Origin of the sequence: Halalkalicoccus paucihalophilus, assembly GCF_001593955.1 — an archaeon.
GTDB lineage: Archaea > Halobacteriota > Halobacteria > Halobacteriales > Halalkalicoccaceae > Halalkalicoccus > Halalkalicoccus paucihalophilus.
In genome coordinates this window covers 145,829-168,067 of record NZ_LTAZ01000004.1, presented here as the reverse complement: position 1 = coordinate 168,067, position 22,239 = coordinate 145,829, and the positions used below count along the sequence as shown (strand labels likewise).

26 protein-coding genes, 1 tRNA gene and 1 pseudogene are annotated in these 22,239 nt (G+C 65.9%); 12 read left to right on the top strand and 16 right to left on the bottom strand.

Going from position 1 to position 22,239, the window contains the following annotated elements; genetic code table 11:
* The first annotated feature begins 88 nt into the window (after window positions 1-88).
* Window positions 89-1,417, top strand: coding sequence for a M28 family peptidase (locus HAPAU_RS05975; RefSeq protein ID WP_066380663.1), 1,329 nt, complete (start codon window positions 89-91; stop codon window positions 1,415-1,417).
* Here the strand turns inward: HAPAU_RS05975 and HAPAU_RS05970 are convergent.
* The 7 genes from HAPAU_RS05970 to HAPAU_RS05940 all read right to left on the bottom strand — a co-directional run bounded on the left by HAPAU_RS05970 (window position 1,405) and on the right by HAPAU_RS05940 (window position 6,256).
* On the bottom strand, window positions 1,405-1,659 hold the full coding sequence (locus HAPAU_RS05970) for a hypothetical protein (RefSeq protein ID WP_066380658.1): 255 nt from the start codon (window positions 1,657-1,659) through the stop codon (window positions 1,405-1,407). The genes HAPAU_RS05975 and HAPAU_RS05970 overlap by 13 nt on opposite strands.
* 37 nt (window positions 1,660-1,696) lie before the next feature.
* The gene (gene truA / locus HAPAU_RS05965; protein ID WP_066380656.1) at window positions 1,697-2,497 is read right to left on the bottom strand and encodes a tRNA pseudouridine(38-40) synthase TruA; all 801 of its coding nucleotides are present in this window, start codon (window positions 2,495-2,497) and stop codon (window positions 1,697-1,699) included.
* A 66-nt stretch (window positions 2,498-2,563) separates the two neighbouring features.
* Window positions 2,564-3,859 (bottom strand): histidine--tRNA ligase, encoded by a 1,296-nt coding sequence (hisS, locus tag HAPAU_RS05960; RefSeq protein ID WP_066380654.1) that lies wholly within the window; start codon window positions 3,857-3,859, stop codon window positions 2,564-2,566.
* 46 nt (window positions 3,860-3,905) lie between these two features.
* Window positions 3,906-4,766, bottom strand: a complete 861-nt coding sequence (locus tag HAPAU_RS05955) for a DMT family transporter (protein WP_066380651.1) — start codon at window positions 4,764-4,766, stop codon at window positions 3,906-3,908.
* A 36-nt stretch (window positions 4,767-4,802) separates the two neighbouring features.
* Window positions 4,803-5,393: a DUF7411 family protein gene (locus HAPAU_RS05950; RefSeq protein ID WP_066380648.1), complete on the bottom strand. Its 591-nt coding sequence runs from the start codon at window positions 5,391-5,393 to the stop codon at window positions 4,803-4,805.
* A 1-nt stretch (window position 5,394) separates the two neighbouring features.
* Window positions 5,395-5,751, bottom strand: a complete 357-nt coding sequence (locus HAPAU_RS05945; RefSeq protein WP_066380646.1) for a DNA-binding protein — start codon at window positions 5,749-5,751, stop codon at window positions 5,395-5,397.
* 43 nt (window positions 5,752-5,794) lie between these two features.
* On the bottom strand, window positions 5,795-6,256 hold the full coding sequence (locus tag HAPAU_RS05940) for a 30S ribosomal protein S19e (RefSeq protein WP_066380643.1): 462 nt from the start codon (window positions 6,254-6,256) through the stop codon (window positions 5,795-5,797).
* Between the two features lie 88 nt (window positions 6,257-6,344).
* Here HAPAU_RS05940 and thiL point away from each other — a divergent pair, with 88 nt between their 5' ends.
* Window positions 6,345-7,217 carry a thiamine-phosphate kinase gene (gene thiL / locus HAPAU_RS05935; protein ID WP_066380642.1) on the top strand — a complete coding sequence of 291 codons (873 nt, stop codon included), beginning with the start codon at window positions 6,345-6,347 and terminating at the stop codon, window positions 7,215-7,217.
* Between the two features lie 11 nt (window positions 7,218-7,228).
* Here thiL and HAPAU_RS05930 read toward each other — a convergent pair whose 3' ends face one another.
* From HAPAU_RS05930 to HAPAU_RS05920, 3 genes are all read right to left on the bottom strand, one after another.
* On the bottom strand, window positions 7,229-8,335 hold the full coding sequence (locus tag HAPAU_RS05930) for a site-2 protease family protein (protein WP_066380641.1): 1,107 nt from the start codon (window positions 8,333-8,335) through the stop codon (window positions 7,229-7,231).
* An 81-nt stretch (window positions 8,336-8,416) separates the two neighbouring features.
* Window positions 8,417-8,665 carry a DUF7123 family protein gene (locus tag HAPAU_RS05925; protein WP_066380640.1) on the bottom strand — a complete coding sequence of 83 codons (249 nt, stop codon included), beginning with the start codon at window positions 8,663-8,665 and terminating at the stop codon, window positions 8,417-8,419.
* Between the two features lie 231 nt (window positions 8,666-8,896).
* Window positions 8,897-9,724 (bottom strand): molybdopterin synthase, encoded by an 828-nt coding sequence (locus HAPAU_RS05920; protein ID WP_066380638.1) that lies wholly within the window; start codon window positions 9,722-9,724, stop codon window positions 8,897-8,899.
* 90 nt (window positions 9,725-9,814) lie between these two features.
* Between HAPAU_RS05920 and pyrH the strand changes: the two genes are divergently transcribed.
* The 4 genes from pyrH to HAPAU_RS05900 are packed head-to-tail and all read left to right on the top strand — an operon-like array spanning window position 9,815 to window position 14,233.
* Window positions 9,815-10,540, top strand: a complete 726-nt coding sequence (gene pyrH, locus HAPAU_RS05915) for a UMP kinase (RefSeq protein ID WP_066380637.1) — start codon at window positions 9,815-9,817, stop codon at window positions 10,538-10,540.
* Window positions 10,530-12,206 (top strand): lysine--tRNA ligase, encoded by a 1,677-nt coding sequence (gene lysS, locus HAPAU_RS05910; protein WP_066380635.1) that lies wholly within the window; start codon window positions 10,530-10,532, stop codon window positions 12,204-12,206. Before pyrH ends, lysS begins: the two co-directional genes overlap by 11 nt.
* A gap of 53 nt (window positions 12,207-12,259) precedes the next feature.
* Window positions 12,260-12,439, top strand: a complete 180-nt coding sequence (locus HAPAU_RS05905) for a DUF7836 family putative zinc-binding protein (RefSeq protein WP_066380634.1) — start codon at window positions 12,260-12,262, stop codon at window positions 12,437-12,439.
* A gap of 45 nt (window positions 12,440-12,484) precedes the next feature.
* Window positions 12,485-14,233, top strand: a complete 1,749-nt coding sequence (locus HAPAU_RS05900) for a site-2 protease family protein (protein WP_066380633.1) — start codon at window positions 12,485-12,487, stop codon at window positions 14,231-14,233.
* Here the strand turns inward: HAPAU_RS05900 and HAPAU_RS05895 are convergent.
* Complete coding sequence (locus tag HAPAU_RS05895; protein ID WP_066380631.1) at window positions 14,222-14,737, bottom strand: PadR family transcriptional regulator; 516 nt, start codon at window positions 14,735-14,737, stop codon at window positions 14,222-14,224. The two genes, HAPAU_RS05900 and HAPAU_RS05895, sit on opposite strands and share 12 nt — an antisense overlap.
* 133 nt (window positions 14,738-14,870) lie before the next feature.
* Between HAPAU_RS05895 and HAPAU_RS05890 the strand changes: the two genes are divergently transcribed.
* Both HAPAU_RS05890 and HAPAU_RS05885 read left to right on the top strand, forming a co-directional pair.
* Entirely contained in the window at window positions 14,871-16,607 is a 1,737-nt protein-coding gene (locus HAPAU_RS05890) for a heme-binding protein (protein WP_066380630.1), read from the top strand.
* On the top strand, window positions 16,604-16,795 hold the full coding sequence (locus tag HAPAU_RS05885; RefSeq protein WP_066380627.1) for a hypothetical protein: 192 nt from the start codon (window positions 16,604-16,606) through the stop codon (window positions 16,793-16,795). Before HAPAU_RS05890 ends, HAPAU_RS05885 begins: the two co-directional genes overlap by 4 nt.
* Before the next feature lie 12 nt (window positions 16,796-16,807).
* Here the strand turns inward: HAPAU_RS05885 and HAPAU_RS21580 are convergent, their stop codons facing one another.
* Both HAPAU_RS21580 and HAPAU_RS05875 read right to left on the bottom strand, forming a co-directional pair.
* Complete coding sequence (locus HAPAU_RS21580; RefSeq protein ID WP_169802626.1) at window positions 16,808-16,969, bottom strand: hypothetical protein; 162 nt, start codon at window positions 16,967-16,969, stop codon at window positions 16,808-16,810.
* Between the two features lies 1 nt (window position 16,970).
* Window positions 16,971-18,026 carry an aldo/keto reductase gene (locus HAPAU_RS05875; protein ID WP_066380623.1) on the bottom strand — a complete coding sequence of 352 codons (1,056 nt, stop codon included), beginning with the start codon at window positions 18,024-18,026 and terminating at the stop codon, window positions 16,971-16,973.
* Window positions 18,027-18,144: 118 nt separating this feature from the next.
* Here HAPAU_RS05875 and HAPAU_RS05870 point away from each other — a divergent pair, with 118 nt between their 5' ends.
* The 3 genes and pseudogenes from HAPAU_RS05870 (at window position 18,145) to HAPAU_RS05860 (ending at window position 20,242) form a co-directional block, all read left to right on the top strand.
* Window positions 18,145-19,053, top strand: coding sequence for an acyltransferase (locus tag HAPAU_RS05870; RefSeq protein ID WP_066380621.1), 909 nt, complete (start codon window positions 18,145-18,147; stop codon window positions 19,051-19,053).
* Window positions 19,054-19,076: 23 nt separating this feature from the next.
* Window positions 19,077-19,576: pseudogene (locus HAPAU_RS05865) on the top strand (Nmad3 family putative nucleotide modification protein).
* Between the two features lie 57 nt (window positions 19,577-19,633).
* Window positions 19,634-20,242 (top strand): hypothetical protein, encoded by a 609-nt coding sequence (locus HAPAU_RS05860; RefSeq protein ID WP_066380620.1) that lies wholly within the window; start codon window positions 19,634-19,636, stop codon window positions 20,240-20,242.
* A gap of 3 nt (window positions 20,243-20,245) precedes the next feature.
* Here the strand turns inward: HAPAU_RS05860 and HAPAU_RS05855 are convergent, their stop codons facing one another.
* Both HAPAU_RS05855 and HAPAU_RS05850 read right to left on the bottom strand, forming a co-directional pair.
* Window positions 20,246-20,506 carry a hypothetical protein gene (locus HAPAU_RS05855; RefSeq protein WP_066380618.1) on the bottom strand — a complete coding sequence of 87 codons (261 nt, stop codon included), beginning with the start codon at window positions 20,504-20,506 and terminating at the stop codon, window positions 20,246-20,248.
* A gap of 78 nt (window positions 20,507-20,584) precedes the next feature.
* Window positions 20,585-20,655, bottom strand: a tRNA-Gly gene (locus tag HAPAU_RS05850).
* Window positions 20,656-20,771: 116 nt separating this feature from the next.
* Between HAPAU_RS05850 and HAPAU_RS05845 the strand changes: the two genes are divergently transcribed.
* Complete coding sequence (locus HAPAU_RS05845) at window positions 20,772-21,560, top strand: NAD+ synthase (protein WP_066380616.1); 789 nt, start codon at window positions 20,772-20,774, stop codon at window positions 21,558-21,560.
* Here HAPAU_RS05845 and HAPAU_RS05840 read toward each other — a convergent pair.
* Entirely contained in the window at window positions 21,557-22,225 is a 669-nt protein-coding gene (locus HAPAU_RS05840) for an enoyl-CoA hydratase/isomerase family protein (protein WP_066380614.1), read from the bottom strand. The genes HAPAU_RS05845 and HAPAU_RS05840 overlap by 4 nt on opposite strands.
* Window positions 22,226-22,239: the final 14 nt, after the last annotated feature.

The following is a 22,239-nucleotide window of genomic DNA, read 5'->3' as shown; positions in this document are numbered from 1 at the left end:
ACATGATAGGTGTCAGTACGGACTAAACACTAGCGGTTCACCCACACGGAACGCAACGACCTTGGCGTGGGCGCGATACCGGACGATCATGACGGAGATCGACGCGCTGCTTGGCGGCGCGTGGCACGACGACGCTGCATGGGAGCTGCTGACCCGGCTGACCGAACTCCCCGAGCGCATGGGGGGCCACCCCGGCGAACGCCGCGCCGCCGAGTACGTCGCCGAGAGCTTCGAGGACGGTGGCGTCGACGGGATCGGGATCGAGGAGTTCGGAATGAATCGATGGGACCGCGGGCGCGCCGAGTTCGCCCTCACCGACCCCGTCGAGCGCTCCTTCGAGACGCTCGCGCTGCCGTACTCGGCGGCGGGCGAGGTATCGGGAGAGCTCGTCGACGTCGGCTACGGGACGCCCGAGGAGATCGAGGATGCCGACGTCGCGGGAAAGATCGCCGTCGCGAGCACGACGACACCGCCCGAGAAGGGACGGTTCGTCCACCGCATGGAGAAGTTCGGCCACGCGGTCGCGGCGGGCGCCGAAGCGTTCGTCTTCGCCAACCATATTCCCGGCCAGTTGCCCCCCACTGGAGCGCTCCGGTTCAACGGGGAGGCCGCCGCGCCGGGCGTGGGCGTCTCGAAGGAAACGGGCGCGTGGCTCACGGAGTACGCCCAACGGGGCGGGCGGGCGAAGCTCTCGGTCGAGGCGAGTACGGAAACGGGAACGAGCCAGAACGTTCATGGACACCTCGGCGAAGGCGACGAGGAGATCGTTCTGGTGGGTCACTACGACGCCCACGACATCGCGGAGGGCGCGCTCGACAACGCCTGTGGGATCTCCGTGGTCGCTGGTGCGGCCCGCATCCTCGCGGAGATGGAGCTTGACTGTCGGGTCCGGGTCGCGGGCGTCGGCTGCGAGGAGGTCGGGCTGATCGGTGCGGAGGCGCTCGCCGACTCCCTTTCGCTCGATTCGGTTCGCGCCGTCGTCAACGTCGACGGCGCGGGCCGATTTAGAAACCTGAAGGCGTACACCCACGGCTCGGAGCGGATCGGGGACCTCGTCGAAACCGTCTGCGGGGAGTGGGGCCAACCGGTTTCGTTCTCGCGTGATCCCCACCCCTACAGCGACCACTGGCCGTTCCTCCAGTGCGGCGTCCCGGCCCTCCAACTGCACAGCGAGCGCGCGCGACCCGCGGGCGGCGCGCGGGGCCGGGGCTGGGGGCACACTCACGCCGATACCCGCGACAAGGTCGACCCGCGGAACCTCCGCGAGCACGCGATGCTGGCGGCGTTGCTGGTCCGTGAACTGGCCCGGTGTGAGGTCCCCCGGGTCGACGAGGACGACCTCCGCGAGCAGCTACGGGAGAGCGACGCCGAGATCGGGATGCGCGCGGCGGAGGTCTGGCCCGATCACTGGGAGTAGGGGCCTTCGGCCAGCGCGATCCGCACGACGAGGACGAGCGCGTTGACGACGAGCCACCAGCCGGCGAAAAACAGGTCGGCAGCCACGACCGTCCCGACGACCAACACGGCGAGGGAGCCGAACCCCATTGCGAACGCGAACGCGTTCAGGCCGAACCCGGCGACGATAGACCCCGCAGTGAGGGTCACCGCGGTGTCCGTTTGCCCGCTCGAATCGCCCAAAATACGTCGGAAATCCGCCATGCGGACCCACGTCAGGATGGCGCCATAGCCCTTGTGGCTACCCGTCGACGCCGCGTTCGATCAGCCCGGCGACCCGCGCGCCCGTCTCGCGTTCGACCCGCGTCGTTCCGAAGACCTCCCGGGCGCTCGCTGCGGCCTCCTCGTCGATCTCGAAGGCGAGGTCGTACTCCACGTCGGTCAGCACGAGCGGCTCCGGTGGAGCAGAAGCGACCCCCTCAGGTCCCGAAAGACGCTCCTCGGAGAGAACTCGCCCAACGAAATCGGGCCCGCTGGTTCCGGCGGCGACCTCCGAAACCAGCGAGACGATTCGACGAACCAGTCGCTGGAGGAAGCTGTCGGCCCGAAGCGTGATGGCGACGAACTCCCCCTCGCGAACGGCATGGGCCTCGAAAATCGCCCGCGTCGTTCGGCCGTCCTCGGGCGTGAGGTTGTGGAAATCGTGGGTGCCGGAGAGCCGCGACAGGACGTCTCGGATCGGGCCGATCTCGGCCGTCGGAGCGTGGAGGTAGTAGGTGTACTCTCGCGATTCGGCGTCGTATCGCGTGTGAAAGTCCGAGGAGGCGTCCGCCATCGCCCACGCTCGGATATGGCCGGGGAGTTCGCTGTTGAACGCGGCGGGCGTGAGCCACTCGGGGGCCTCGAAGCCGACGGTCTGGGCGAGCGCCGACACCCCCCTGTCGGTCCGTCCGGCGGCGGCGTAGCCGGCGGGTTTCGCTCCCGTAAAAACGCCGAGCCGGTCGAGTGCACGGAACAGCGCCCCCTCGACGGTCTCGACGTCGGGCTGGCGCTGAAAACCGTGGTAAGAAGTACCGTCGTAGGCGATACGAAACGCGCGCATAGCCGATCACTCGGACGGCCATGTCATCACGTCGTCGAAGTCTTCGGCGGACCCGGTACTCGGAGGCTACGCGAGGTCGTCGTAGGTCGGCCGGTCGGAATCGGGAAACGACTCGACGGGCGCGGTCGTTTGTTCCCCAGAGTGCATGTCCTTGACCGTGATCTCGCCGGATTCCAGGTCGCGCTCGCCGACGATCACGACCGTCTCGGCACCCACCGAGTCGGCGTAGTTCATCTGTGCGCCGAAGCTCCGCCCCGAGACGTCGGTCTCGACCATGTTCCCGCGCTCGCGCAGATCGCGGGCGATCCGGGCGGCCACGGGTCGGGTGTCGCCCACCGTGAGGACGTAGTAGTCGGTACCGAGGGCCCCCTCGGCGCGAGCGTCGGCGCGATCCAACAGGAGCGAGAGCGTCTCGTGGCCGACGGCGAACCCCACCGCAGGCGTCGGCTGGCCGCCGAAGCCCTCGATCAGGTCGTCGTAGCGGCCGCCGCCGAAGACCGACCTGCTCACGTCGCCCGCCGAGTCGAAGCACTCGAAGACCACACCCGTGTAGTAGTCGAGCCCGCGGGCGGTCTCGAGCGAGATCGTACAGTAGTCACGCGCGCCGAAGTCCGCAGCCGCGTCGAGAACGTTTTCGAGGTTCTCGACGGCCGCCTCGACCCGGTCGGTACCCGCAAACTCGACGAGTTCGGAGAGGTCGTCCGTCGAGAGCAGGGCGTCGAACTGCTCGGCCTGCGATCGGGCGAGTCCGGCATCGGTCAGCAGGCCGTAGTACTCGCCCGTCTCGATCTTCTCGCGTTTGTCGACCGCACGGATCGCCTCACGGACCTCGACCTCGCTGTCGAAGGCTTCGAGCAGGCCCCCCAATATGTCGCGGTGGGAGACGCGGAACTCGAAGTCCTCGCCGTCGAGCCCCAACCCGGTCAGGGCGTCGGCACAGTACGCGAGGACCTCGGCGTCGGCCTCCGGCTCCGAAGAACCGAAGATATCGACGTTCGTCTGGTAGAACTCCCGAAATCGGCCCTGCTGGACCTGCTCGTAGCGCCAGAACGGTCTCGTAGAAAACCACTTGATCGGCTTCGGGAGCGCCTGCTGTCTGGCGACGACCATCCGCGCCACCGTCGGGGTGAGTTCGGGCGTCATCGCAACGTCACGGCCGCCCTGATCGGTGAAGTTGTAGAGTTCGTCGGTGATCTCCTCGCCACTCTTATCGACGTAGAGTTGGGTTCGTTCCAGCGCGGGCGTGCCGATCTCCCGGAAGCCGTAGCGCCGGGCGACGTCCTCAAGTTCGTCGGTCACCGCGCGGCGCGCGCGCATCTCCTCGGGGTAGAAGTCACGAAATCCCTTGATCCGCTCGTACATGCGCGTGGGTTGGAGGGAGGGGCGCTTCAATCCTCTCACTCGCGGTTCACAGCGCGATCAGCCCCACCCCACAGACCGCGAGGGCCGCCGCGATCAGCCGGGTTCGGAACGCCCGCTCGTCGAGGAGCACTCCGCCGAGCACGACGGCGACGACCGCCTGCGTGTTGATGATCGGCGAAGCGACACTCGCCGGGACCAGCGAGAACGCGAGCGCCGTGAGGTGTTCTGCGACCGCGACCAGCAGGCCCGCCGCGAGGAACTTCGGAGCGTCCCCGTCGATCCCATTCCACGTGCGGACGGCAAGCGGCGAGAGGACGAGTGCCATCCCGGAAAGCAACCCGAGAACGAGAAGTCCTGGGGGAAGTGCGAGCTCCTGTAGCGTGACCCGCCGACCCACGTCGCCGACGGCATACAGCGCCGCACTGAGGAGCGCAAAGCCCGCCGCCCGCGAACGAGCGGCGTATCTGATCGGCTCCAGAAGCGATCCCCCGGTGAAGTTCGCGACGTAGACCGCGAGCGTTACGAGCGCCACCCCGAAAAGCTGAATCGGTGTGAGATACGCGCCGAGAAAGACGATCTCGATGGGGAGGACGAACGCCGGGACGATCTTGCTGATGGGCGCGACGTAGGAGATCTCGCCCGCCTCGATCGCCCGGATGAACGCCATGAACGCGAGCGAGTTGGTGACGACGATGGTCGCAAGGCCCGGCCCACCGGCGACGAGCGCCCCGACAGCACCCCGCGGGACGGTCGCGAGCGCGACCGGCAGATAGAACGCGATGGCGATCGAGTGAACGACGACGATGATGACGCTCGCAGAGTAGTTCGAAAAGAAGCGTTTGAGCGCGAAGAGATAGCTCCCCCACAGCAAGGCGGCGAGAACGCTGGCGACGAGACCGAGGCTCATATCGGGTGGTCGCCGCTTCGTACAATGAACGGTTCGTTATCGAAAGCCGGTGACTGAGGTCTGTTCGTGGTCCGGAAACGTCTCGAAAACGGCCTCCCGACCGGCACGCTCGGCGAGCAGTGCCCGGAGTTCGGCCTCGTAGTCCGCCCGCGGGATCGACTCGCTGGGGCCGGATTCGACGGCGAGGTGTGCGTCGACGAGCCGGTCGACTGCCCTCCGGCCGAATCCCGAGAGGGGCGCGATGTAGTCTACCTCATGGCGGTCCTCCAAACTCTGTGCCTGTGCCCGCGAGACGGAGGGGACCCGGTCGTCCCGGCGGGTGCCGTCGGCGATCGCCGAGAAGTCCTCGCCCGCGAGTTCCTCTAGGGCGTGGGTGTGGACCTGCTGGATCGCGTGTCTGGGAAAGCCGTCGTTCTGAAGGCGGTCGACGGCCTCCTCGGCGACGGCGGGGTCGAGGTCGAGCGTCCGAAACTCGAAGCCGGTCGAGTCGGCCGACCGCCGGGCGTGTTTCCAGTCGTCGGTGATCCCGAAGGTCGCGGTGACGAGGGTCACGCTGTAGAACGAATCGAGCAACAGCGCCGCGAGCGAGGAGTCCTTACCGCCGCTGTACAACAGCCCGAGGTCCATCTCAGCGCCGCTTGATGTCGAAGCTCTTCTGATCCGGAGTGAGCTCCTGGAGCAGTGCCTTCATCTTCTGCTCGTCGATCTTGCCCTGGATCCGCCCGCTCTGAGCGAGCGAGAGGACCTGACGTTCGACCTGCTCGGCGAAGTCGGGCTTGCTCATGCGCACGGAGTTGAGGCGCTTTCGCGCGCCGTCGGTCAGGTGCTGGCGCAGCATCGCCTTCTTCTGGGCGTCGGCCTGCTGTTGGGCCTGTTGTTGGGCCTCCTCGGACCCGCCGCCACCGCCCTCCTGTTGGTCCTGAAGCTGTTCGAGTTTCTTCTGTCGGAGCTCCTCCAGCCGGTCGTCGTCGGGGCGTTCGCTCATGCGTACTCGTTCCCGCGCCGGCGACAAAACGATTACGGAGCTATCAGGCGTAGCGTTCGAGTTCGGGGCGGTCCTCGGCGAGCGAGGAGAGGACCTCACCGGCGACCTCATCGAGGAGACTTCGACCCTCGGCGGTCGCGATCCGACCGGCGTCGCCCTGCTGGGAGACGAGACCCTCGTCTTCGAGCTGCTGGAGGATCGTCCGGATGACGTTATCGCTGCCGTCGGTCTGTTTCGGTGGGGCGACCGTATAGCGGTTCGATCCGCGCTTTGCGCTCCCGTAGTGGGTCGCGAGGCGCTCGACGCCGACGGGACCGTCGATGGCGACCCGTCGGAGGAGGCTCGCCGCACGGACCGTCCAGAAGTCCTCGCGTTCGGGCGGGAGTTCGCGGCTGGCACCGGTCTTCGCGTAGGCGGCCCAGTCGGGCTGGTCGATGCGATCAGCGAGCCGATCGGAAAGCGCCTCGATGAGTTCGTCCGCCGGCACGTCGTAGAGCGTCGTCATTGCCCGCATTTCGGCGCTGTCGTGTTTAAAAGCATCGTTGTCCCGTTTCGATCGGGCCGTTTTTGCATCCCTCGTCGGATAAACGGGTATGGACGAACGCACCGCCTTGGAGATGCTCTCGGGGGCGCTCGCGCACGCCGGTGACGACGCCGCAGTGATCGAAGATCTGGTGCTCACGACGGACATGCTCCACGAAACGACGGACTTCCCCGATGGAACGACACGCTACACCGCGGGCTGGCGAGCCGTGGGCGCGTCGCTTTCGGACGTGGCGGCGATGGGCGCGGCGGCGACGGCCGCAGTCGCCGTCTACGCGGCTCCGGAGTTCCGAGAGGAAGAAATCCGAGAGTTCGTCACGGGCGCGAGCGAGGTCTGCGAGGCGGTCGGCGGGGCGTACGTCGGGGGCGACCTCGACACCCACGAGGAGTTCACCGTCGCGACGACCGTCGTCGGTCGCTCCCGGAACCCGGTCTACCGCTCGGGCGCACGGCCGGGCGATGCGGTCTGTGTCACCGGCACGCTGGGACGCAGCGCGGCGGCACTCCGACTGTTCGAGCGCGGCGAATCGGCGAGGGCCAACCGACTCTTCCGGTTCGAGCCCCGCGTCGCGGCTGGGCGCGCGCTCGCCCCACACGCGAGCGCGATGATGGACTCGAGCGACGGGCTGGCCCGGTCGCTCCACCAGCTCGCAGAGACGAGCGGTTGTGGGTTCTCGGTCGAGAGCGAGGAAGTTCCGATCGACGGGGCGGTCCGGGAGGTCGCGGACGGGAGGGACGAGGCCTTCGAGATGAGCGTCTTCTTCGGCGAGGACTTCGAACTCGTTTGTACGGTTCCCAAGGACGAACTGACGGTGGCGCGGGACGCCTCACCGACGCCGATTACGGTGATCGGGGAGGTCACGGAGAGGGGTGTCGCGATGGACGGCGAGTCGCTTCCCGACCGCGGGTTCACCCACGGATAGCGCGTCTCGTCTCAGCCGACGACCTGGATCGGGACCGGCGTGAAACACAGCAGCCCGAGGGCGATGGTGAGCACGCCGATGGCGATCCGGCCCGCCCCGAGTTCGCGGTCGTCGATCGGGGTCGCGGAGCCGACGAAGGAGAACACGAGCGCGAGAACGCCCCAGAACGCCCAGATGAACGCGGCGTCGCCGGGGATCCCGCGGACGTAGTAGAGGTAGGCCGCAAGGGAGAAAAGCACCATTGGAACGAACGCGGCGATCCGATCGGATCCCTCACCGAGGATCGCCCGCAGGACGTGGCCGCCGTCGAGTTGGCCGACCGGGATCATATTCAGGAAGGTGACGAACATCCCGACCCAACCGCCGATCACGACCGGGTTGACCGACGTCGCGGGGTCCTCGTACCGGAGGGGTTGATCGACCAGCCACGCGAGCGCTTCGAGCAGGGGCGGGTAGCCGAGTTCGATCTGGACGGCGTTCGGGTCTCCGACCAGACTCGCGGGAGCGGTCACGGGCGGGAGGTGCAATCCGATCACGGTGACGACGACCGTCGCGACCAACCCCGCGAGCGGGCCGGCGACCCCGATATCGAACAGCGCCTTCCGACTCGGGATCTGGCCTTTCATCTTGATCACCGCCCCCATCGTCCCGATCAGGGTCGGAATCGGGATGAAATACGGGAGCGAGGCGCTGACCCGATGATACCGGCTCAGAACGTAGTGGCCGAGTTCGTGGATCCCGAGCACGCCCATGATCGCAAACGTGAAGGGCCACGCGTGGAGGACCTCCGGCGAGAAGGGGTCGAGGTGATACCAGATCGACCCCGCAAACAGCGTCGAGGCGACCGTCAGACAGAACAGGACGACGTTGGTCCAGGGGATCCCGTCGATACCGACGTCGATGGGGTCGGCGATCAACACCCACTCGCCGTATTCGCGCGTCAGGCGGATCTCGTAGCCCCGTTCACGGAATACGGGCCAGAGTTCCTGCATGACGGTGCGACCGGAGACCCGGGGCGTGCCGTAATACTGGAGGGACTCGCCGTCGATCTCGGTCTCGTAGACGTAAAACACGTCCTCGATGTCCGTGACCGGGGGGCCCGTCTGGGGCTCGCTCATCACCCGTGGTTAGTCTCCCGGTAATATAAGGGTTCGATGGAGCGACGGTGAAGGGTAACGCCAGCGGGGATCACTCCTGTCTCACGCGACCGGCGTCACACGCCACGTTGTCGCGCTCGTGTACGACCACTTCTCGATCTCCAACTCCTCTGCGGTGTCGCTGAGTTTCACCATCAACGCGCCGATCTCTTTTGCGGAGAGGCCGACGTCGTCGGCGATGAACTTGCTCTTGAAATAGAGTTCGCCGTTGGCCGCACGCTGATTAAGGTACTGTTTAAGCCGGGCTTCCTTCGATTCCGGGGCAATGGAGGGCTGTGTGGTGGTACTCATCGTGTTCCTCACCACTTCTTTAACGCCCAGATAATGTTATAAGTAGAGGATGTTTAGAATGGATTCTATTTCCTTTGCCAAAAATTATACTAAAACTAATTATTCAAAACGTTTTAGATACGCCGTAGACGTTTTATTATCGCGTCTCAGGTCTCTGTTTACTAGTACGGGACCCCGACATACATACCTGTCGTTTCCACCTCGAAAGGGATCTCGAACCGGGTCAGGTCCTCAAACGCGGGTGTGGACCCAGAACTCCTCGTCCGTCGTCACCTCCTTTTTGAAGATAGGGACCTCGTCTTTGAGCCGGTTGATACCGTCCTCGACGGTCCGAAATGCCTCCTCCCGGTGGCCCGCAAGTACGACGACGAAGACGATGTCCGCGCCCGACTCGATCACGCCGGTCCGATGGTGCATCAGGACCTCGTAGACCCCCTCGCGCGCCTCTAGCTCCTCGCGGATCGCCGTGAGACGCTGTTGTGCGATCTCCTCGTAGGTCTCGAACTCGAGGAACTCCGTCGGGGCGTCCTCGGCGCTGTCCTTCTTCCGGACTCGTCCGGTAAACGTCGCGATGGCACCCGCACGGTCCGCCTGCGGCGACGCCTTCACACGCCGAACCAACGACTCGAGCGTCACGTAGGGCTCCGTCGATTCGAGCGACTCGATCACCGCCTCGAGGTCGATAGCCGTCGCGTTCTCACCGGTCGCGAGCGTCTCGCCCGCGTGATCGCGCTCACCGAGGACGACCGTCGGGATCGCGGCGTCGGCGACGCCCTCGATAAGGACGTAGTCGTGGGTGGGCGCGAGACCGTCGAGTGTGTCGGCGAGCGTCCGATTCTCGCCGGTGGCGAACCACCCCGCGTCCGATAGTCCGTAGGTCGACGACGCGCCCGCCCCGCGGTGGCGGTCGGTGTCGGTCCCGGCGGTGTCGATATCGGGCGATTCGTTGCAGTGTTTGACCGTTGCGACCCGTCCGCGTTCTCGAAGACGGGTCACGAGCGACTCGACGAGTTGCGTCTTCCCGACGTCCGAGGGACCGACGATCCCGAGTACGTACATACCTCGAAAAGGAAGGGTTCGGCCTTGTACGTGTCGCCGACCGGGAGTTGACAATCCTTAAGCCAAGGACGGGGCTACCCGGGTGCAAGCATGAACGTGGTCGTTTCTATCGGCGGCAGCGTCCTCGCACCGGATCTCGGTGCGAACCGAGTCGAGGATCACGCCGAGGTCATCCGCGAACTCGCCGACGAGGGCTGTTCGATCGGCGCGGTCGTCGGCGGCGGCGGGGTCGCCCGCGAGTACATCTCGACGGCGCGCGATCTCGGTGCCAACGAGATCGAACTCGACACGATCGGGATCGACGTCACCCGACTCAACGCTCGCCTGCTGATCGCCGCCCTCGGCGAGGCCGTCGTTCCCGCACCCGTGAAAACGTACGAACAGGCGGGCGAGGTACTGCGGGACGGCGACGTCTGCGTAATGGGCGGGGTCGCCCCGGCCCAGACGACCGATGCAGTGAGCGCCGCCCTCGCCGAATACACCAACGCCGACCTGTTGGTCTACGCCACGAGCGTTCCGGGCGTCTTCGACGCCGACCCGAACGAGGACCCGGACGCCGAGCGCTTCGAGGAGATCACCGCCGCCGACCTCGTCGACACCATCGCCGACATCGAAATGAGCGCGGGCTCTTCCGCACCAGTCGACCTGCTCGCGGCGAAGATCATCGAGCGCTCGGGGATGCGCACGATCGTCCTCGACGGCACCGAGCCCGAGCGGATCGCCTCCGCAGTCAGGTACGGCGACCACGAGGGAACGGATGTCGTCCCCGAGGGCGTGGGGGACGAACCGACCTACTGGGCCGAGGATGAGCGATAACGCCGATACGGATGCGGACCCCTACACGCTCCACGATGGGGACGAAGGAGAGAACGGCGAGCGCGGGTTCGTCTTCTGGGCCGACGAGATGGCCGACGAGATAGAGGTGAGAGCGCCCGAGGAGCCGATCGTCATCAAGGGCGGGATCTCGCCCTCCGGAGTGCCCCACATCGGCAACGTCAACGAGATCATGCGCGGGTATTTCGTCGCCGAAGTCCTCCGCGAACGGGGCCACGAGGTCCGACAGGTCTTCACCGCCGACGACAAGGACCGCCTCCGGGGACTGCCACGCAAGCTCGCGGATCTAGAGGGGAATATCGTCGACCTCGGCGAGGTCGATGCGGGAGCGCTCGGACGCAATCTGGGGAAACCCTACACCGCGATTCCCGATCCCTTCGGCTGCTGTGACTCGTACGGCGATCACTTCTCGATGCTCATCGGACGGAGTGCCGACCTGTTGGGAGTGCCCATCGAAATCGAATCGAACACCGCGATGTACGAGGAGGGCGAGTTCGAAGAGAGCACGCGATACTTCCTCGAGAACCGCGAGCGTGCCCACGAGGTCCTGTCGAAGTATCAGGACGGCGTCGACGAGTCGTACATCCCGTTTCTCGCCGAATGCGAGAACTGCGGACACCTGACCGACCAGATCACGAGCGTGAACCTCGATTCGAACACGGTAGAATACGAGTGCGTCGACGTCGAGGCCGGCGAGCAGGTCATCGAGGGCTGTGGCCACGAGGGGACCGCGACGCTGCGGGAAGGTAAGCTCCCGTGGCGCTTCGAGTGGGTCGCCCAGTGGAAGGCCCTCGGAGTGGATTTCGAACCATTTGGGAAAGACCACGCGGAGGGCTCGTGGCCCAGTGGGCAGGATATCGCCCGGAACGTCTTCGACTTCGAGCCGCCAGTCCCGATGGTCTACGAGTGGTTTACCCTCGACGGCGAAGCGTTCTCGTCCTCCGCGGGCAACGTGATGCTCGTCTCGGAGGTGCTCGATCTGATCGAACCCGAGGTTCTCCGGTACTTCTTCGCGAAGGATCCGAGCCGCGCTCGCGATTTCAACGTCGAGCGGATCGATCTCCTCGTCGACGAGTTCGACAGGCTCGAACGGATCTACTTCGGCGAGGTCGAGGCCGACGACCGCGAGGAACAGCGCGCCGAGCGGATCTACCCGTTCTGTGTCGAGGAGGTATGCGAGGCCCGGATCCGCCTGCCGTACACCTTCGCCGCGGTGTTGGGCATGACGGACGATTCCGACCTCCGCGAGGAGATCGCACGCCGCGAGGGCCACATCCCGGAGGAAGCCCCCGACTGGGCCGTCGAAGAGGCCCTCTCGCGCGTCGAATCGGCCCGGAACTGGGCCCGCGAGACCGAAAACGAGTACGACTACGACCTCAAGCGGACCGAACTCCCCGACGTCGAGGTCGATGGGAATACCAAGCGAGCGCTCGAAGAACTCGCCGACTTCGTTGAGGAAGGCCACACCCCCGAGGAGATCCAGGGCGAGATCTACGAGGCCGCGAAGCGAAACGACGTTCCTGTCGGGGACTTCTTCGCGACCGGCTACCGGCTGTTTTTCGATCAAGAACAGGGCCCGAAGCTGGGACAGTTCCTCGGCAAACTCGACCGGGAGTTCGTCCTCGCGCGGCTGCGCCGGGAACGCTGAGGCGGAACCACGACGGGGACAAGGTTTTTGTTTCGTGGTATTGTGTGTCATTCATGAACGAGACGTTCGTTCGACTGTTGTGTCCGGACTGTCAGAAAACGTGGGAGCGAAAACCGAACCAGCTTCCGGCACACACGGACCGGTTCGCGTGCGACGGCTGTGAGGCCGAGTACCGGACCGCCGAGTTCACCCGAACCGACCGCGACCTCGACGTACTGAAACAGTTTCAGTAGCGCCGGAACCAAACCCATTTGAGCGGCGCCCGCCGAAGGAAGGTAATGAGCACGCTCACGTGGGTCCTCGTGGGTGTCGCGATCTACTGGGTGATCTTGCTCTCGTTTCGCAACCGGGGGCTGTTGCCCAGCTACGTCGGGACACAGGGCCCGATCATCACCCTCCACACGAAACGCGGCCGGATCCTTCTCGATCGTCTCGCGCGCCCGAAACGCTTCTGGCGGGCGTTCGGCAATATCGGCGTCGGGATCGCGCTCGTCGTCATGGCGCTGTCGTTCGCGTTCGTCCTCTTCGCGGCGGTTCAGGCGCTCTATACCCCCGAAACGACCGCGAGCGCCGTCACCGAGCCCCGAAACGTCGTCGTCATCCCGGGCGTCAACGACTTCCTTCCCCTCTCAGTGGCCCCGGAGATCGTTTTTGGACTCCTCGTCGCGCTGGTCGTCCACGAGGGCGCTCACGGACTCCTCTGTCGGGTCGAGGACATCGACATCGAGTCGATGGGCGTCGCGCTGCTCGCGATCGTCCCGATGGGCGCGTTCGTCGAGCCGAACCACGAGAGCCAGGAGAACGCGGACCGCGGCGGGAAGACGCGGATGTTCGCCGCTGGCGTCACCGCGAACTTCATCGTCACCATCGTCGCCTTCGGGCTGCTGTTCGGCCCGGTCGCCGGTTCGATCGCGGTCGCGCCCGGTGTCGCAGTCGGCGGCACCTTCCCCGGTTCGCCGGCCGACGAGGCCGGGATCGGCGAGGGCGATCGGATCACCGCCGTCGACGGCCAGTCCGTCGCCGGCGAGACCGAACTCGCCGAGGCGCTCTCGGAGGCAGGAGGGGAGGTCACGCTAACGATCGACGGCGAGCGCGACGTGACGGTCGAGCGCGAGGTGAGCGTCACCGAGGCCGTCGAGAGCGGCCCGAGCGGGCTCGCCGCAGGCGACAGTATCGCCTCGGTGAACGGCCAGACGGTGACGACCGAAACCGAGTTCCGCGAGGCGCTCGCCGGGGAGCCGATCGTGACCGTCGAAACCGCCGCGGGCGAGGAACACACCTTCGCCGCGGGCACGCTCTCGACCGTCGCCGAGGACGGTCCTGCGGCCGCTGCCGGTATGCCCGCGGGCGAACAGGTCGTGATCACCGCGATCGACGGCGAGCGGGTCGTCGACAGCGAGGAGCTGACGACCGTTCTTCAGGACACCGAACCCGGCCAGACCGTCGAGATCGAGGCCGTCGTCGACGGCGAGGTCGAGACCTACTCCGTGGAACTCGGCGAGCATCCGAACGGGTACGGACAGGTCGGAATCCAGGTCCAGCCCGGCATTACTGGTCTCGTTCTCGACGATATCGGGGTCCAACCGTATCCCGCTGAGACGTATCTCGGGCTGGTCGGCGGCGAGGGCAGCGGAACCTTCGTCGGCGCGATCGCGACTGCGTTGATCCTGCCGATCGCGGGGATCGGCGGGTTCGGCCTTCCCTTCAACTTCGCGGGCTTTACCGGCTACGTCACGGAGTTCTACGTCGTCGAAGGGGCGCTCGCCCCGCTCGGTAGCGGCGTCTTCTTACTCGCCAATCTCCTCTTTTGGACCGGGTGGATCAACCTCAACCTCGGGTTTTTCAACTGCATTCCGGCGTTTCCGCTCGACGGCGGGCACATCCTACGGACGAGCACCGAGGCGATCGTCTCCCGACTCCCGATCCGGGGCAGTTACGAACTGACGAAGACGGTGACGATCTCCGTGGGCGTGACGATGCTGTTCGGCCTGCTGGTCATGATCTTCGGACAGGGCCTACTCGCCTAAGCCGAATCGCTCGGCGAACTCCTCAGGGGTCGCTTCGATCCGCTCGAACTCGCCGAAGTCGCGCTCGTAGTGGCGGATTACCTGTTCTGCGATCCACGCGCTGAAGGTCTCGTCGAAGCGCCACTCGCTCTCGACGGCGGGAAGCGAGAACCGCTCGTCGGTCGCGAGCGCGACGTAGACGTGATAGAACCCGAGGATCACATCCGCGAACTCCCGGCCCGTGGTCGCGATCTCCGTTCGTTTCCCCGCCAGTTTCTCGCGGCCGGCGTCGGTGAGTTCGAAGTACTTGCGGTCGGGTTCGTCCTCGCGGTCGAGGCGTTCGGCCCAGCCCTCCTCCTCGAATTTATAGAGGATGGGGTAGACCGACCCGTAGGACGGTTCCCAGTGGCCGCCGCTGATCTCGGTGATCTCCTTTAAGATCTCGTAGCCGTACCGGGGCTTCTCCTCGAGGAGTTCGAGAACGAGATACGAGATAACCCCCTTCGGCGGCCCACTCTTTCGCATTGGCCACAGTTCAGACGGGCGAGGTGAAAGCGTTTCGTTTCCGATACTCACGGCGTCGTACGGGCCGTTTCGGAAACCCGCCGTGCCAAGGCCGTGTAGAAAAGTCCTTCCGGGACGCCTCCCAACCGCGGGTATGGACCGACGCGAGCCGCCACGCACCGAGGAAGGATTGTACGTGCTCCACGACCTCCGGCGGGTCGACTGGGACGCCTGGCGCGACGCCGGGGAACGCGACCGCGAGGCTGCGATCGAGGAAGGCGTCGAATACCTCGAAACTCATGCGGACATCGAGCAGGGCGACACCGCCGTCTTCAGCGTGCTCGGACACAAAGCCGACCTGCTGATCCTGCACCTGCGGCCCACGCTCGAAGCACTCGACCGCGCCGAACGCGAGTTCGAGGGCTGTGCGCTCGCGGAGTTCACCGACCGGGCGAGTTCCTACGTCTCGGTCGCGGAGGCGTCGGGGTATACCGAGGCCGCGGCGGACTACTTCGATCCCGACGCCGAGGCCGATCCGGGCCTCCAGCGCTACATGGACTCGCGGCTGCATCCCGAACTCCCCGACACCGAGTTCGTCAGTTTCTACCCGATGTCCAAGCGTCGGGACCCCGAGTACAACTGGTACGACCTGCCCTTCGAGGAGCGACGCGAACTCATGGCCGCCCACGGCGACATCGGGCGCGAGTATGCGGGGAAGGTCACCCAGATCATCTCCGGCAGCATCGGGATCGACGACCACGAGTGGGGCGTCACCCTCTTCGCCGACGACATGACCGACATCAAGCGCCTACTCACCGAGATGCGCTTTGACCCCTCCTCCTCGAGATACGCCGAGTTCGGCCGTTTTTATACTGGACGGCGCTTCGCGCCCTCCCAGTTGGAGGCGTTTCTCGCCGGCGAGTCGGTCTCGATCGACGGAGTCGACGAGAGCGGAAACGGGGGTGCCGTCGACAGCGAACTCGCGGCGGAGTTCGGCCGTCTGGGCGTCACCGTCGACGCTCCCGAGGGCGCACACGGGCTCGTGCTCCGATCCGAGGCGGCTGTCGAAACGGTACGAGAGGAGGTCGACGGGCTCCGCGGGAACTTCGAGCACTACGACAGTCACGTGCTGACGGAGGTGAAAGACGACGAGGGGGAAGCGGCGATCGTCAGCGTCTGGGAGACCGAACGCGCCGCGGGCACCGCACGAGGGTTCCTCGAAGAACTCCCCGGCGTCCACGAGGTGATCGCGGGCGCACTCGCAGACGAGGAGGTCGAACCCGAAGAGACCGGTGAGGCCGAAAGCGGGGACGACATCCGCGGCGAACTCGCGGACCTGGACATCTACGCCGGAAAGCCCCACGGCGAGGACGTCTACGCGATGGTGCTGTACTCGGAGACGGATCCCGACGAGTTGACCCCCGCGGTCGAGGACCTCTCGGAAGGGTTCGACCGCTACGACACCCACATCAAGACCGCGACCTACCGGGCGGAAGGCGGGGGGCGCTCGGCGGTGGTCAGCATCTGGGAGACGGCCGACGCTGCCGACACCGCTGGCGGTTTTCTGGCCGACCTGCCCGGCATAGTCGCGCGGGCGGGGGAGGAATCGGGCTTCGGCACGATGGGGATGTTTTACACCGTCAAGCCGGAACACAGGGACGATTTCGTCGAGAAGTTCGAGGTCGTCGGCGGCCTGCTGGCGGAGATGGACGGCCACCACGAGACGGATCTGATGGTCAACGTCGCCGACGAGAACGACATGTTCATCGCCAGCCAGTGGCGCTCGAAGGAGGACGCGATGGCCTTCTTCCGCTCCGAAGCCTTCCGCGACACCGTCCAGTGGGGCCGTGACGTGCTCGCGGACCGGCCGCGTCACGTCTTTCTGGCATGAGCGAGGGGCCGACGGAGGGCCGCTCCGCCGGAACGCTCCGAATCGCGGTGATCGCGGGTTTTCCCGTCGTCGTCGCGTTCCTGATCGGGCTGCTGGGTGGGAACCTCCGCTCGGGGCTGGTGATCGGCGCGGGGATCGGTCTCGGGCTGGCGTTCGCGGTCGTCATCTACGGGCGACTGGTGGGCTGAGGAGCCGACGGTTCAACGTCCGAGCAGTGCGTATCCGGCGACACCGCCGAGTCCGAACACGAGGGTGAGAACGACCCACTGCCCCGCAGGGCGGCCCCGTCGCCGGGCGTGGACGAAAACCAGCGCGGCCAGAACCGCGTGGAACACGGCGGTACCGACGAGGAACCTACGCACGTCAGTCGGCGGGCTGTTTCTCGATGTCGGCCTTCCGGAGATCCGCGCCGTCGACGGAGGAGCGAAGCGAGTCCATCCCGTCGTCGCGGTCGATCCCGAAGTTCGTCGTGTAGAGTTCGGCGACGCGGTCGAGTTCTTCCTCCGAAAGCGCCGGCACCTCGCCCGCGTCCGCCCACTCGTCGATGTCCTCGGTGGTGCGGAACGTCGGCGTCACGCTCGCGACCGCGTCGTGGGCGAGCAGCCATGCGATCGAGGCCTGTCCCATCGTCCGCTCCCCCTCCCGTTCGAGGAATCGTAGCGTCTCGAGCTTCTCCCAGCCCGTCTCGTACCACTCGTCGGGCCGAAAGCCCCGGTGGTCGCCCTCGCCGAGTTCGGTTTCGGGGGTGACCTGCTCGTTGAGCAGGCCCGAGGAGTGGGGCACGCGGGGAATCAGGCTCGTTTCGGCGTCGAGCTCATCGATCGTCTCGAGGAAGTGAGTTCCCACCTCCTGTTCGAGCAGGTTCCAGACCAGTTGGACCGAATCGAACCCCTCGGCGATGGCCCGATCGCCCTCTGCGAGCCACCCGATCGAGGGGCCGAGCGCCCAGCCGGTCGCCCGGATCAGCCCCTCCTCGCGGAGTTCGTCGAGGGTTTCGAGGATATCGTCGTCGACCTCCGAGACGTCCGCGTTGTGCAGTTGGAGGACGTCGACGTACTCCGTATCGAGGCGGTCGAGGCTCTTCTCGACAGCCTCGCGGAGGTATTCGGGGATGATCTCCTTTGGGATCTCGCCGTGACCTGCTTGGGGATTGTTGTAGAAGTCGTAGCCGACCTTGGTGGCGAGTGTGACCTCCTCGCGTCTGTCCGCGAAGGCCTCGCCGACGAGTTCCTCCGAGCGGCCGTGGCCGTAGACGTCGCCCGTGTCGAAGTAAGTGATACCCCGGTTGAGGGCGTGTTCGAGCATGTCGAGGGCCTGTTTCTCGCCCCTGTCGCCCCACCAGTCGGTGCCCACGACCCACGCGCCGAAGCCGACCTCGCTGACCTCGACGCCCGAGTCGCCGAGCGTTCGATAGTGCATACTGGGAGTATGGAACGGGGATACTTAGCGGATGCGGACCCCGCTCGGTCGCCGGCGTGCGAGATGTGGTGCGTGTTACAACCGAACTCCATTTGAACGATCGTATCGAACGACACCTATGACGAAACGTCACGTCTCGCTCCCCGAGGAGGCAGAACAGGGAGTAGAGGCGTTCATCGCGGAGGTCGATGACCGGCTGTCGGGCGAGGAGGACACCTGCGAGGTCGTCCGTGACACGCTCGTGGATCTCTACGGTGACCGGGCGGCCTACGAGCGCTGGCAGGCGGGCGAGGACGTCTCGCCCGCAGAGCGGGTTCGCCTGCAGGGGTACGATCCGTGTAACTCGACGCTCGAAAGCGAGTATTACGCCGAGAAAAACGAGGCAAAGTTCAGACGCTCGAAGCACCTCCAGTGGCTCTGGCGGCAGTTCGATGCCACGCCAATGGCCGACAACGTCGCGTTCGCACTGCGGTTCCGGGCGATGCTCGCCGACCATCTCTTCGAAGAGTGTGGCGAGGGGTGTCGCTTCTTCAAGGGGATCAGCTTCACCTACGGCCACAACATCACGGTCGGCGACAACACGGTCGTCCACGACGATGTCCACCTCGACGACCGGGGACGACTGGAGATCGGAAATAGAGTCTCGATCTCCGACGGGGCGCACATCTACAGCCACGACCACGACGTGGTCGATCAGACCGAGGTGACGAACTTCCGCACCGTCGTCGAGGACGACGCGCGCGTGACCTACGACGCGATGGTCCGGGCGGGCTGTACAGTGGGCGAGAACAGCATCGTCGGGGCACGCGCGATCGTGCAGGGGGACGTCCCGGCTCACCACGTCGTCGTCGGGACCCCCGCGAGGAGTGTGCGGATCAAGCCGGGCTTCGAGGAACACGCCGAACCCATCGGGGACAAACTGACGAACCGGCAGGACGACCGCGAGATCGACTACGAACTGCCCCCCGACGTGGAGCCGTTCGACGAGTTCGGCCGGACGCTCGAACCGGAGGGAAGAGCCAAGTAGTACGGTGGCGTGTATCGCGTGAGATGCCCCGAGCCGTCGCGATCAACGTGGGGGCGAACACCTCACTTCCGGGGTTTCGAGGGACGATCTACCCCGACGGCCGCTTCGAGTACGTCCCGATCCCCGAGCACGAACCCGTCCGTGAGCCGGTGCCGACCTACGCCGACCTCGAACTTCCGATCGAGGTCCCCGATTCCCTTCTGGACCGCCGCGTCCACTCGACCCTTCCTTCGCGGAGTACCCCCGCTGTGAGGCCTACACCTACGGCGACGAACACGCGGTAAAGGCCGGCCCGCTGTCGGAACTCGAAGCGGGCGACGTCGTCTTCTTTTATGCGACGCTCTCGACGGTCGGCGAGGACCCCGCCCCGTGGATCACTCCCGACTGGGGCGCGTACGTGATCGGATCGTTCGTCCTCGCGGCCGATTCGGGGCGTGGGCCGTGGTGGCGCAGGCCGCTGCGGTTCGACGCTGATGCCACCGACCGACTGCTCTCGTTGTCGCCGACCGATCTCTGCCCGTAGTTCGGATCGCGCCTGCCGGTCGTGCTTTTAAGCGTCTCGACGGAGTAGCGACGGACGATGCAACTACGACAGTACGTGCCGCTTGCGATCTCGGCGGATAGCGAGGACAAAATGCCAGCGAGCGTGCGTTCGGCGGTCGAGACGCTCCGACCGATCGTCGTCAAACACGGTCGGATGGGGACGCTCTCGCTGCTCGCAGGTGGGTTCACGGTCCTGAAGGGGCTGGCGTCGCTTCGCTCGAACAAGGGCCGGGCGCTCCGTCAGATTGCCGTCGGCGCGGGCTGGATCGCCATCGGGCGTGCCCAGCAGCAGGCCTCCGAGGGCGACGTTGAGGTCAGCGAACCGTGGAGCAGCGACGACCCCGAGGAGGAGGAAAGCGGCGTGATCGCCGACGCGAACACCGAGTCACCGCGGGACTTCGGCGATCCCGATACGGGCGAGACCCCCGAGGCCGAGGGTGCCGGCGAGGAGGCCGAGATCGCCGGCCCGACCGAGGGCGATGCGGTCCCGGAAAACACTAAAGAGGGCGGTTCCGAGGGGCATCCCGCCGACGACGTCGAGATGGTCGATCCCGACGCCGAGGAACTCAACGAGGGAAGCCTCCAGACCGACGAACAGGAAGCGGAGGTCGCCGAGGACGACGACGAAGACGACACCGAGGAGTAGTCGTTACTTGCCGTCCTCGAGTTCGGTTTCGTCGCCCTCACCGTCGTCATCACCGTTTTCGCGGAGTTTCTCGACTTCCTCGTAGTCCTTTGCGAGTAGATGGAGCTGTTTGACGGGCGTGTAGTCCGCCAAGTCATCGGGTTTCTCGAACTCGACGAGCCGGTAGTTCGGCGGATAATCGCTGCCGGTGCGGCCGTCCCAGCGGATCTCCCAGCCGGCGTCGAGCAGTTCCTTGACGTCCTCCAAGGAATCGGGTGCTGACATGTCTACCGGGAACTGTCTCGGACGGTCGTTATAGGTGTTGGGCCGAACGTGGTCGCTCTCGACGTTTGCTCGGTAGAATGCGCCGGCCGGGAGTTGAACCCGGGCTATGAGCTTGGGAAGCTCATGTCCTACCACTAGACCACCGGCGCTCGTCTCGTTTTACCCCGTCGCGTCACTTGAACGTAGCGCTTCGTCCCGGTGGACGCACATCCAGTTTCTCGCCGACGGAGGTGACTATTAGGCGCTGGGGTCGCTACGGGCACCCATGATCGACCTGCGATTCTCCGAGGAGGAACTCGATACCGTTTACGACCGAATAACGGGCTTTATCGCCGATACCGTCGCCGAGGCGGGCGCCGACGGGGCCGTACTGGGTCTGTCGGGCGGGATCGACAGTACGCTAACGGCGTACTTGGCCGTCGACGCCCTCGGTTCGGAGAACCTCCACGGACTCGTGTTGCCGGGGGAGGTAAGCAGCGAGGGGAACATGAGCGACGCCGAACGAGTCGCCCGGGATCTCGAGATCGGGTACGACGTGATCGAGATCAATCCGATCGTCGAAACCTTCGTCTCGGCGCTCCCCGAGGTCGAAGGTGATCACGTCGCGGTCGGCAACGCCCGAGCGCGCACCCGGGCGGTGCTCAACTACCTGCTCGCGAACCACGAGAACCGGGTCGTACTGGGGACCGGAAATCGTGCGGAGGCGGCGGTGGGTTATTTCACGAAGTACGGCGACGGCGGGGTCGACTGTCATCCCATCGGCAACCTCTACAAACAGCAGGTCCGCCATCTCGCCCATCACCTGGGGGTCCCCGAGGACCTCGCCGAGAAGACCCCGACCGCCGAGCTCTGGGAGGACCAGACCGATGAAGGGGAGTTGGGGATCGACTACGACACGCTCGATGCGGTCCTCGCGCTGCACGTCGACGGGCCGCTGTCGGTCGCGGCGACGAGTCGTGTCGTCGGTTGTGAGGAGGACGTGGTTCGGGATGTCGACTCGCTGTACGAACGGAGCGCCCACAAGCGCACGGTGCCGCCCGCACCCGAGCGCTAACGGCGGCGTTCGATCAGTTCGGCGAACGCCACCGCCTCGGCGGCTTCCTGTTCTGCCGTCGAAGAGTCATCGCGCAGTCGTTCCTTGGTCAGCGCGAGCGCCCGGTGGTCGTTGTCTGCGACCTCGCGGGCGACCGCCTCGGGATCCTCGACGATCCGTGAGACCAGCCCCATCCGAAGGGCTTCCTCGGCGTCGACGACTCGACCCGATAGCGAGAGGTCCATCGCGTCGGCCGAGCCGATCAGCCGAGGAAGGCGAACGGTCCCGCCCCACGCGCCGAACAGGCCGAGGCTGACGCCGGGCTCGCCGAACGTCGCCTCGGGGGTCGCGATCCGCAGGTCACAGGCCAACGCCATCTCGAGACCGCCGCCGCGTGCGGGGCCGTCGATACCGGCGACCACGACGCTCTCGGCCGCCTCGATCGCGCTGGCGGTTCGCTGGCCCCGCTCGGCGAACGCCCGGCCGTCTTCGAGGTCTTCGACTACCTCTAGGTCCGCGCCCGCACAGAAGGCCGAGCCCGCCCCCGAGAGGTAGACGACCGGTTCCGTTGCGGTCTCGACCGTGCGGGCCAGATCGTCCAGACCTTCGGGAGTGAGTGCGTTTCGGCGCTCGGGGCGCGCGAGCGTGACGTGGCGAACGTCGCCTTTCGAGTCGGTTTCGATCATGCAGACGGGTGGTT